General features: G+C 66.7%; 7 protein-coding genes. 3 read left to right on the top strand and 4 right to left on the bottom strand.

Features of this window, described 5'->3' with window-relative positions:
• Together RI841_RS10355 and RI841_RS10360 are read left to right on the top strand one after the other, a co-directional pair.
• Positions 1-700, top strand: a 700-nt coding sequence (locus tag RI841_RS10355; protein ID WP_310705528.1) for a GMC oxidoreductase, incomplete at its 5' end; no start/stop codon positions are given.
• A gap of 218 nt (positions 701-918) precedes the next feature.
• Complete coding sequence (locus RI841_RS10360; RefSeq protein ID WP_310705529.1) at positions 919-3366, top strand: acyl-CoA dehydrogenase; 2448 nt, start codon at positions 919-921, stop codon at positions 3364-3366.
• A gap of 139 nt (positions 3367-3505) precedes the next feature.
• On the opposite strand, the gene RI841_RS10365 is transcribed toward RI841_RS10360, so the two are convergent.
• The 4 genes from RI841_RS10365 to RI841_RS10380 all read right to left on the bottom strand — a co-directional run bounded on the left by RI841_RS10365 (position 3506) and on the right by RI841_RS10380 (position 9409).
• Entirely contained in the window at positions 3506-5392 is a 1887-nt protein-coding gene (locus RI841_RS10365) for an SLC13 family permease (protein ID WP_310705530.1), read from the bottom strand.
• 134 nt (positions 5393-5526) lie between these two features.
• Entirely contained in the window at positions 5527-6333 is an 807-nt protein-coding gene (locus tag RI841_RS10370; RefSeq protein WP_310705531.1) for an enoyl-CoA hydratase-related protein, read from the bottom strand.
• Positions 6330-8522 (bottom strand): acetate--CoA ligase family protein, encoded by a 2193-nt coding sequence (locus RI841_RS10375; protein WP_310705532.1) that lies wholly within the window; start codon positions 8520-8522, stop codon positions 6330-6332. Before RI841_RS10375 ends, RI841_RS10370 begins: the two co-directional genes overlap by 4 nt.
• Before the next feature lie 80 nt (positions 8523-8602).
• Positions 8603-9409: an enoyl-CoA hydratase/isomerase family protein gene (locus RI841_RS10380; RefSeq protein ID WP_310705533.1), complete on the bottom strand. Its 807-nt coding sequence runs from the start codon at positions 9407-9409 to the stop codon at positions 8603-8605.
• A 245-nt stretch (positions 9410-9654) separates the two neighbouring features.
• Here RI841_RS10380 and RI841_RS10385 point away from each other — a divergent pair, with 245 nt between their 5' ends.
• A complete protein-coding gene (locus RI841_RS10385; protein WP_310705535.1) occupies positions 9655-10572 on the top strand; it encodes a MurR/RpiR family transcriptional regulator in 918 nt (305 codons plus the stop codon).
• Positions 10573-10727 lie beyond the last annotated feature (155 nt).

A 10727-nucleotide genomic window follows, 5' to 3' on the forward strand; every position in this document is an offset into this window, starting at 1 on the left:
ATGGCTCTTCCTGGGCAGGGGCGTGGGCGCCAGCAACCAGTTCGAGGCGGCGGGCTTCATCCGCAGCAATGACGAGGAGGCGTGGCCCAACCTGCAGTACCACTTCCTGCCCATCGCCATCAGCTATAACGGCAAGAGCGCGGTGCAGGCCCACGGCTTCCAGGCCCACGTGGGCTCCATGCGCTCCGAGAGCCGCGGCCGGATCCGCCTGACCTCCCGGGCCCCCGAGGCCGCGCCCAGCATCCTCTTCAACTACATGGCCAGGGAGAAGGACTGGCAGGAGTTCCGCGATGCCATACGCCTGACCCGCGAGATCATCGCTCAGCCTGCTTTCGACCCCTATCGCGGCCGGGAGGTCTCGCCGGGGACGGACGTGGCCTCCGACGCCGAGCTGGATGCCTTCGTCAAGGCCCATGCCGAGACCGCCTACCATCCCTGCGGCAGCTGCCGCATGGGCGAAGGCGACGATGCCGTGGTGGACGGCCAGGGACGGGTGCACGGCGTAGAGGGCCTGCGAGTGGTCGATGCCTCGCTGTTCCCGGTGATTCCTACCGGCAACCTCAACGCGCCGACCATCATGCTCGCCGAGAAGATCGCCGACCGCATCCGCGGCCGCGAGCCGCTGCCGCGAAGCGACGCCCCCTACTACGTGGCGGGCGACGCGCCGGCTCGTGGCGAGCCTCAGCGCCGCCTCGACTGACAACGCCAGTGCCGCGGCACCCCTGCGCCCCGCCCTGCCCTGCCCTGCAGCGCGGGCGTTGTCATGAGGGGCAGGGCAACAGACCGAGGGGGCGCGGGTCACCGCCGACGGTCGGCACAAGGTACTGGGTACTGGCCGGTTGCAGCGAAGTGGGCTAGTCTGCAAGAATTCAAACATCTGTTCGAATTCTTGCCGTCGACAACAACCGGAGACCCCCCATGCTCAGCTTGATCCTGCTGCTCGCGGCCATCGCCGGCCTGCTGGCGGTGATGCGCCGCGAAGCGGGCGCCCTGCCCGCCCTTACCGTGCTCGCCGTGACTGGCCTGGCCAGCCTGCTCTTCGCCTCCTCGCTGCTGGGCACCCTGTTGCTGCTCGGCGCCCTCGCTGTGGCCGCGGCCGGCCTTCCCACACTGCGCAGCAAGTGGCTTTCCCCTCGCTTCTTCGCCCTGTTCAAGAAGGTCTCGCCGAAGGTCTCCGACACCGAACGCACTGCCCTGGAGGCCGGCACCGTAGCCTGGGACGGCGAACTCTTCACCGGGCGTCCCGACTGGGAAAAGCTACTCAAGTACCGTGATGAGGGCCTGACGGAAAAGGAGCAGGCCTTCCTCGACCACCAGTGCAGCGTGGCCGCCGGCATGTGCAATGCCTGGGAGATCGCCCGCGAGCGCGCCGACCTGCCCCAGGAACTCTGGGACTACCTCAAGCAGGAAGGTTTCTTCGGCATGATCATCCCCCAGGCGTACGGTGGCCTGGGTTTCTCCGCCAAGGCCCAGTCGCTGGTCCTGCAGAAGCTCTCGGTCAGCGAGACGCTGATGGTCACCGTTGGCGTACCCAATTCCCTGGGCCCGGGCGAGTTGCTGCTCAAGTACGGCACAGAGGCCCAGAAGGACCATTACCTGCCGCGGCTGGCCGACGGGCGCGAGATCCCCTGCTTCGGCCTCACCGGCCCCCGCGCCGGCAGTGACGCCACGGCCGTCCCCGATACCGGCGTGGTCTGCCGGCAGGAAATCGACGGCGAGCCGGTGCTGGGGTTGCGCCTGAACTTCGAGAAGCGCTGGATCACCCTGGCGCCCATCGCCAGCGTGGTGGGCCTGGCCTTCCGACTCTTCGACCCCGACCACCTGCTGGGCGAGGAGAGCGATCGTGGCATCACCCTGGCACTGATCCCGCGCGACACCGCCGGCATGGAGATCGGACGCCGTCACCACCCCATCGGCAGTCCCTTCCTCAACGGACCGATCAAAGGCCGGGACGTCTTCGTGCCACTCGATACCATCATCGGCGGCCCCGAGATGATCGGCCAGGGCTGGCGAATGCTGGTGGAGTGCCTCTCCATTGGACGCTGTATCACCCTGCCCTCCGGCGCCACCGGGACCGCCCGCTACGCCCTCGGCTGGAGCGGCGGCTTCGCCCGCATCCGTCGCCAGTTCAACGTGCCGATAGCCGAGATGGAGGGGGTCCAGGAGCCCCTGGCGCGCATGGCCGCACTGGCCTACGTCTCCCGTGCCGCGGTCTACCAGACGGCCAACACCATCGACCATGGCGAGAAGCCGGCGGTCCCCTCGGCGATCCTCAAGAGCCAGCTCACCGAGTTCCAGCGCCAGATTCTCGGCGACGCCATGGACATCCACGGGGGCAAGGCGGTGACCCTGGGGCCACGCAACTACCTCGGCATCGGCTACAGCGCCAACCCGGTGGCCATCACCGTGGAAGGCGCCAACATCATGACCCGCAACCTGATGATCTTCGGCCAGGGGGCGATTCGCTGCCACCCCTACGTGCTGGAGGAACTGGCCGCCAAGGATGCCGACGACCTGCCGGCCTTCGACCGCGCCTTCTTCGGCCACGCCGGACTGATCTTCGGCAACGCCGCCCGCGCCCTCACCCTGGGGCTGGGACTCGGCCGAGCGGACGTGCCTTTCGACGAAGTCGCGGCGCCCTATGCCCGGGACGTCGCCCGCCTCTCCGCCGGCTTCGGGCTGTGCGCCGATGCCGCCATGGCGAGCCTCGGCTCGACCTTCAAGCAGCGGGAGATGCTCTCGGCGCGCCTGGGCGACGTGCTCTCCAACCTCTACCTCGCCTCGATGACGCTCAAGCAGTGGCACGAGGGCGACAAGGTCGAGGGCGAGGCGGCCCTGCTGCACTATGGCTGCCGCTTCCTGCTGGGTCGCGCCGAGCAGGCGCTGGACGAGCTCTTCGACAACCTGCCGAGCCGTGCCCTGGGTCGGCTGCTGCGCATCGTCGTGATGCCCGCCGGTCGCCGCTGGAAGCGCCCCCAGGATGCCCTGACCCGCGAGATCGCCCAGGCCGTCTCCCGCGACACGGCGCTGCGCCGCTACCTGCTGGAAACCACCTGGCAGGAGAACGACGGCAGCCGGGACAATCCCCTCGCCCACTACAACGCCCTGCTCGCCACCCAGGAGCGCGCCGAGAAGCTCTACCGCCAGGTCCAGAAGGCCCATGCCAAGGGCGAGCTGCCGGCTGACGCCCTGCACCCCGAGCAGAAGGTGGAGGAGGCAGCCAGAGCCGGCATCATCAGCGAAGACGATGCCACCTTTATGCGCGAGCGCGAGGCCGAGGTACTCGAACTGCTCAGCGTGGACGACTTCGAGTACGAGGCCTTCGTTACCGACAGGGCCAAGGTGCTGCGCCACCACACCGCCTGAGGCCAGCCCATCCCCGCACCAACCCAACGCCCCAGGCCATGTGCCGGGGGCGTTTAACTTCTGTAGATGGTGTGTTTATCGAGGCTATGCCGGAGACAGGCCAGTCCTCCCCTTGCCCCTTGTTCCTTGCCCCTCGGTCCTACAGCGGCCAGACCATCAGGATCATGGGAATGGCCACTGCCACCACCACGACCTCCAGCGGCAGGCCCATGCGCCAGTAATCCCCGAAGCGATAGCCCCCGGGGCCCATCACCAGGGTGTTGGACTGGTGGCCGATGGGCGTGAGGAAGGCACAGGAGGCACTGACCGCCACCGCCATCAGGAAGGGGTCCAACGACACCTCGAAGCCGCGCGCCAGGCTCGCAGCGATGGGGGCCATCAGCACCGCTGCCGCGGCATTGTTGATGATGTCGGAGAGCATCATGGTGATCACGAAGAGCCCCACCAGCGTGACCACCACCGGCCACTGCCCGCCCCAGCCCAGCAGGGCGTCGGCGATCAGCGCCGCCCCGCCGCTGGTCTCCAGCGCCTGTCCCACCGGGATCATGGCGCCAAGCAGCACCAGCACGGGGCCATCGATTGCCTGGTACCCCTCGCGCAGCGGCAGCACCCCTGCCAGCAGCGAGACCAGGGCCGCCGTGGCCAGCGCCACCGCCGCGGGCAGCATGCCCGTCAGGATGGCCAGGATGGCCGCGGCGAAGATGGCCAGGGAGACCAGCAGCAGGCGCGGCTGCCCCAGGGAGAGGTTGCGGCTGGCCAGCGGCAGGCAGCCCAGGGTCGCCAGGCTCTCGGAGAGCTCGCTCTCGCCGCCCTGCAGCAGCAGCACATCGCCCGGACGGAAACGAATATCGCGCAGACGCTGCTTGAGGCGTCCCCCGTCGCGGGCCACGGCCACCAGGTGCAGGCCGAACTGGTTGTGCAGACGCAACTGGGCGACAGTGCGGTTGACCATCATGGAGTCGTTGCGCACGACCGCTTCCACCAGCTGCAGCCCCTCGGTATCGACGCCCTTCTTTTTCTTCTCCTTCTTGTTCTGCTTTTCGCTCTCCTCAACAGGCGCCCTTTCCGGTGCCGCCTTTTCCGTTTCCCGCGCATTGTCGTCGGCCTCGGCCTGATGTGCCGACTCGTCCTCCTCCTCGGGCTCCTTGCCCAGACGCAGCCCCGCCTTGTCCTCCAGCAGCTTCATCTCCTCGGGGCCCGCCTCCAGCAGCAGGATGTCCCCCGCCCGCAGTTCACCGTGAAAGGCATGGCCGGCACGGCGCTTATCGTTACGCACCACGGCCAGTACGGGGATGGTCTCCTCCAGGGCTTCATGCAGGTCACGCAGGGTCCAGCCGTTGGCCTTCGCCTCCTCGTCCACCTCGAGTTCGACCAGGTAGTTGGCGGTGTCGAACATCTCCTCGGTGGAGGCCTTGCCGGCACGCTGGGGCACCAGCCGCCAGCCGATCAGCAGGATGAAGGCGAGCCCGGCCAGGGCCACCGCCACGCCCACGGGAGAGAAGGAGAAGAGCCCGAAGGACTCGCCAGTGACCGAGCCCCGGTAGCTGGCAATGATGATGTTGGGCGGGGTGCCGATCAGCGTGGTCAGCCCGCCCAGCAGCGAGCCGAAGGCCAGTGGCATCAACAATAGCGACGGCGAGGTGTCATGCTCGCGGGCCAGGCGCATGGCCACTGGCAGCAACAGCGCCAGGGCCCCGACGTTGTTCATGAAGCCGGAAAGCACCACCACGGTCCCGGTCAGCGCGGCCAGCTGCAAGAAGAGCCTCTCTCCGACCTTGAGCACCTGCTCGGCGATCACGTCCACCACCCCCGAGCGCTCGAAAGCGCGACTGAGCACCAGCACGGCGGCCACGGTGATCACTGCCGGATGACCGAAGCCGAGGAAGGCCTCCTCGCCCGGCACCAGGCCCAGCATCACCGAGCCCAGCAGCGCAGAGAGCGCCACCAGGTCGTAGCGGAAACGCCCCCAGACGAAGGCAGCCAGGGTCAGCCCCAGGATGATGAAGACCAGCGTGCTATCGGCCATGACACCTCCATGTGTGTATTCGTGGAGACTCAAGCACACCAGCCGCAGGAGAGAAAATCCAGACCTTTCGCGCTCTTCGGAGACAATGAACCCGGCCGGCGCCGGGTTCTTCGGGAGATGGCGCCTGGCGATGGCTACTTCCTGGCCATCTTCTCCAGCATGGCGTTGACGGCGTCGAGGTGCTCGGGCTCGTTATGACACATGCCCTGGAAGGTCGCACAGAGGTCGAGAAAGTCGGGAAGCTCCATGCGGCTACCCATCTTCATCAGCCGCTTCGTCAGGCGCGTCGCCTTGGGCGGCTGGGCCGCCATCTGCCCAGCCATCTCGCCGACCCGCTCGAGCAGCGCCTCGGGCTCGGTGACCTCCAGCACGATGCCATACGCCTTCGCCTCCTCGGCATCGATCACCCGGCCGGAGAGCGTGAGCTCGAAGGCACGCTGGTAGCCGATCAGGCGCTGCATGAACCAGGCGCCGCCATCCCCGGGGATGATCCCCAGGTTGAGGAAGGTCTCGCCGAACTTGGCCTTGCGGGAGGCGATGCGGACATCGGCCATGTTGGCCAGGTCGAAGCCGGCGCCGATCGCCGGACCGTTGACCGCGGCGATGATCGGCACCTCCACGCCCTGCAGGGCCAGCGGTATACGCTGGATACCCCGCCGGTAGCGGCTGGCGACCTCGGCCACGTCGCCGGCGAAGTCGCCGCCGCGCTCGGCCATGTCCTTGACGTTGCCCCCCGCGGAGAACGCCGAGCCTTCCCCGGTGATGACCAGCACGGAGACCCCGTCGCAGGCATTGACCCAATCGGCCACGGCCACGATGTCATCCACCAGGGCGGTGCCGGTCAGGGCATTGCGCACGTCATGGCGATCCAGGGTCAGAGTGGCTACCCTACCCTCCAGGCTCAGGCGGGCATCGGTCAGTTGAGGTTGGGTCAGGCTCATGCGTGGGCATCCTTGTCAGTGGCGTTGCTGTCACGGTCGACGATAACCCGGGCATCCACCACCGCATAGCCGTCGGCGTTGACGATGACCGGGTTGAGGTCGAGTTCCTTGAGGTCCGGGTAGGCGGCGACGATGCTCGACACCTTGAGCAACAGGTCGACCAGCGCCTCCTTGTCCACGGGCGGCTCGCCGCGCACTCCCTCCAGGATTCGCTTCGCCTTGATCTGATCGACCATGGAAAGGGCATCGTGGCGCGAGAGCGGGATGGCGCGAAAGGCCACATCTTCGAGAATCTCGACGAAGATCCCGCCGAGACCGAACATCAGTACCGGGCCGAAGATCGGGTCGCGGATCACCCCGACGATCACTTCCACGCCTTTCTTCGCCATGGGCGTCACCAGCACGCCCTCGATCTCGGCGTTGGCGTCGTAGGCCATGCAGGCGTCGAGGATCGCCTCGCGGGCATCGTATATGGCAGCTTCGCCTACCACGTTGAGCTTCACGCCCCCGGCGTCGGACTTGTGCAGGATGTCCTTGGAGACCACCTTCATGGCCAGCGACGTGTCGCCAAGCGCTGCCACGGCCTCGGCCAGTTCGGCCTCGTTCCTGACGACCCGCTCCACCGGGACCTGGACGCCGTGGTGGCGCAGTAACTGCTTGGATTCGAACTCGAGGAGGTCACGTCCCTCGGCCCGGGCGCGCTGGAACATGGCGGTGAGCTCAGGACGGGCGTCCACTGGCGTCTCGCGGACATGGCTATGGTATTGCGCCAGATACTGGCCACGCTCGCCCAGCGCCGCGAGCACCCGGACGGACTGCTCGATGGAAGCGTAGACCGGCAGCCCCGCCTCGTGCAGGCGGCGCAATGCCGGCGGCTTGATGGGGGTATAGAGACTGTAGATGACCAGCGGCTTATCGGTGGCGTTGGACAGATCCACCATCGCCTCGGCGCCGCGCATCTCATCGCCCAGCAGCGACTCGGCGAAGCGGGTGCTGTACCCACCGAACATGCCGACCAGGAAAACGCTGTCGACGGTTTCATCGGCAGCAACGATCTCCATGCAGGTGGCGAGCAGCGAGGGGTTAGCGTCAGTGGAGCCGGCCACGTCCACCGGGTTCACGGTAGATGCCTGGGGGAAGAGCACCTCGCGCAGCTTCTGGCGCGTGGCCTCGGAAAGCTCGGCGAGTTCCAGGCCTGCCTCGGCCAGGCGGTCGGAGGCGATAGTGGCCTGCCCGCCGCCGTCGGAGATCACCGCCACCCGCTTGCCGCGGGACTTCTGTAGCAGTCCCAGGCCCTCGGCTACCGGGAGGATCTCGTCAGAGTACTGCACCACGCTGACCCCGGACTGCCTGAGAAGATCCACGGTCATGGCGTAGCTGCCGGCCAGGGCCCCGGTGTGGGAGCTGGCAGCCTTCTGGCCCTGCTCGGTGGACCCGGACTTGTAGACCACCACAGGCTTCATGGCGGTGACGTCACGCGCCACCTCGAGAAACTTGCGCCCGTCGCGGAAGCCCTCTACATAGAGGGTGGCGACACGGGTGTGCTCATCCTCGCCCAGGTAGCGCAGGTAGTCGTTGAAGCCGATGTCGCTCTGGTTGCCGGGGCCCACGTAGGTGGAGAAACCTACCTGGCCGTTGTGCTGAGCCTCCAGAGCCAGCGACAGCAGCATGTTGCCGGACTGGGAGATGATGCCCACGTCTCCCGGCTTGACGCTGTCCAGCGCCAGCAGGTTGATCCGGTGATGCAGGTTGAAGATGCCGGAGGTGTTGGGGCCGATGATGCGCACCCCGTGTGCCTCGGCCTTGGCCATCATCTGGCGTTCGAGATCGGCACCCTCCACGCCGATCTCGGCGAAGCCGCTGGCGAGTATCACCGCCCCCTTGATACCGCGACGGCCACACTCGGCGATCAGGTCCGGCACCGTGGCCGCCGGGGTGCAGATCAGCGCCAGTTCAGGGTTGCCGGGAATCGCCGTGACCGACGGCCAGGTCTTGATGCCGAGGATCATGTCGGCCTTGGGGTTCACCGGATAGATGTCGCCGCGATAGCCGTCCTTGATCAGGCCGACCATGGCCTTGTAGCCCCGCTTGGTGGGGTCGGCGGAAGCACCGATCACCGCGATGCCGGTCGGCGCCAGGATGTCGTGGAGGGGGCTGCGGGTGGGAAGGTGTCCTTCGATGGGATTCATGTGCTGCTGACCTTGACCACGAGGGTCGTTGAACAGTGACAACGGGCCCGGTGAATGACCGGACACGAGAGATCGGGGGATTACTTGCCCTGGAACCGGGGCGCGCGCTTCTCGGCGAAGGCGTCGACGCCCTCCTGCCAGTCCTCGGTGGTGGAGCAGGTGAAGACCGCATCGAGTTCCTGCTGCAACTGGCTCTCCAGGTTCGTGTCGCTGCCCTGGTTGACCAGACGCTTGAGCATGGCGATGGAGACCGGGGCCTGCTTCGCCAGCTCGCCAGCCAGGGAACGGGCCTCATCGAGCAGGGAATCGGGGGTCCAACTGGAGGTCGCCAGGCCGATGCGGGCGGCCTCCTCGCCATCGATGCGCCGGCCGGTGAAGAGCAGCCAACGCGCCTGGGAAAGGCCCACCAGCTCGGGCAGGAGCTTGGAAACGCCGCCGCCCACGCAGGTGCCGATGCTGGTCTCGGGGAAACCGATCTGGGCATCCTCCGCCATCAGGATGAAGTCGCAGGAGACCGCCATCTCGGCGCCGGCCCCCAGGGCGTAGCCGTTGACGGCGGCGATCACGGGCTTCTTGAGACGCAGGATCGCCTCGCAGACGTCATTGCCCAGCTGCAGGTACTGGCGGCGCTGGAACAGCGAACGCTTGGCACTGCCATGCTCCTTCATGTCGGCACCGACGCAGAAGGCACGGCCCTCACCGGTGAGGATCACGGCACGGATATCGACCTCGGCGGAGGCGACGGCGAGGGCATCGAGCAGCTCGGTATACAGTGCCTCGACCACGGCATTGAGGCGATGGGGCCGGTTGAAGCGGATCTCGAGTACCTGGCCGTGGCGCTGGGTGATCAGGGTCTCGTAGGTGGGATGCTTGGCAGAGTGGCTCATGTCGGGTTCGGTCGTTCCTGGGCGTTGCTGACGATGAATGAAACAAACGTGTCAACATTCATTAAGATGAGGTACGTATGTTTTGCGAGAATCCTAGACGAAGGCCCGGCCAGCCGTCAATACGTATGTGCCATTGTTTTTTGTCATGGGATACAGTTGTTTCATTCATGCCCGCCCGCATGCGTTACAATGCGCGCTTACGCGATGGGCGGATGCCATCAACATGATCAGCTGAGGAGAACCGCGTGCTGGAACCGCAGACCCCGACACCGGATGCTTCGCCGGAGGCCCCGGCGGGACTGGATGCCGTCAACCAGCAGCTGGCCGAGGCCTACCCGGAACTGAGCCCGCAGCTCAAGCTGGCCGCCGGCTACGTGCTTGAACACCCGGTGGAGATCGCCTTCCAGTCGATCCGCAAGTCGGCTGCCGCCGCCGAGGTCACGCCCTCGACGTTGATGCGCCTGGCCAAGCGACTCGAGTTCGAGAGCTATGAGCAGTTCCGCGAGGTGTTCCAGTCGGCGGTCCAGGCCGGTCCGGTTGAACTCTCGGGGCGGGCCAGCCAGCTGCGTAACCTGGCCAGCCAGACCGACGACCAGGTGTTCCTGGACGTGGGAGATGCGGCCTTCGACAATATCGGCCGGCTGTTCACCGCCGACAACCAGAAGAAGGTCCGCGAGGCAGCCCAGCTGCTGCTCGGCGCCGGCAAGGTGGCCGTGGTCGGCTTTCGTGACACCTTCGCCTGCGCCTACCACTTCGCCTACGTGGGGCGCATCGCCATGCCCGACATCCACCTCATCCGCGGGCTGGAGGGCGGCCTGCTCACCGAGCTGGCCCCCTTCGGCGAGGGCGACGTGGTGATCGCCTTCGGCTTCGAGCCGTACTGTGCCGAGACCATGCGCGCCCTGGAGATCACCCGCGCCAATGGCGTGAATGCCATCGTGGTCACCGACACCATGCGCTCGCCGCTGGTCCCCGGCGCCAGCATCACCTTTCCAGTGGCCAACGCCACGCCGCACTTCTTCCCCTCGATCCTCTCGGCGATCACCCTGATCGAGGTGCTGCTGGCCGAGTGCGTGGCCTTCGGCCCCGACGACCTGGTCGATAACGTGGCACGCTTCGAGTCGCGAATGCGGGAGATGGGAGCCTACGTGGAGAATTCCTGAGGCCCGAGGAAAACGGGGCAAGGGGCAAGGGGCAAGGGGCAAGGAATAAATTCAAGAAGTTGGGGGCAAGCCGCAAGGTGTTTCTTGCAGCTTGATCCTTGTGCCTTGGCGCTGCTTCAGGGCAGCAGGATGGTCGAGCCGGTGGTCTGGCGCCC

Origin of the sequence: Halomonas sp. (assembly GCF_031581305.1) — a bacterium.
GTDB lineage: Bacteria > Pseudomonadota > Gammaproteobacteria > Pseudomonadales > Halomonadaceae > Halomonas.

Bases quoted from the DNA above. Each gene is read 5' to 3' on its own strand.
- RI841_RS10360 (WP_310705529.1), top strand. From the start codon at position 919: ATGCTCAGCTTGATCCTGCTGCTCGCGGCCATCGCCGGCCTGCTGGCG.
- RI841_RS10365 (WP_310705530.1), bottom strand. From the start codon at position 5,392: ATGGCCGATAGCACGCTGGTCTTCATCATCCTGGGGCTGACCCTGGCT.
- RI841_RS10370 (WP_310705531.1), bottom strand. From the start codon at position 6,333: ATGAGCCTGACCCAACCTCAACTGACCGATGCCCGCCTGAGCCTGGAG.
- RI841_RS10375 (WP_310705532.1), bottom strand. From the start codon at position 8,522: ATGAATCCCATCGAAGGACACCTTCCCACCCGCAGCCCCCTCCACGAC.
- RI841_RS10380 (WP_310705533.1), bottom strand. From the start codon at position 9,409: ATGAGCCACTCTGCCAAGCATCCCACCTACGAGACCCTGATCACCCAG.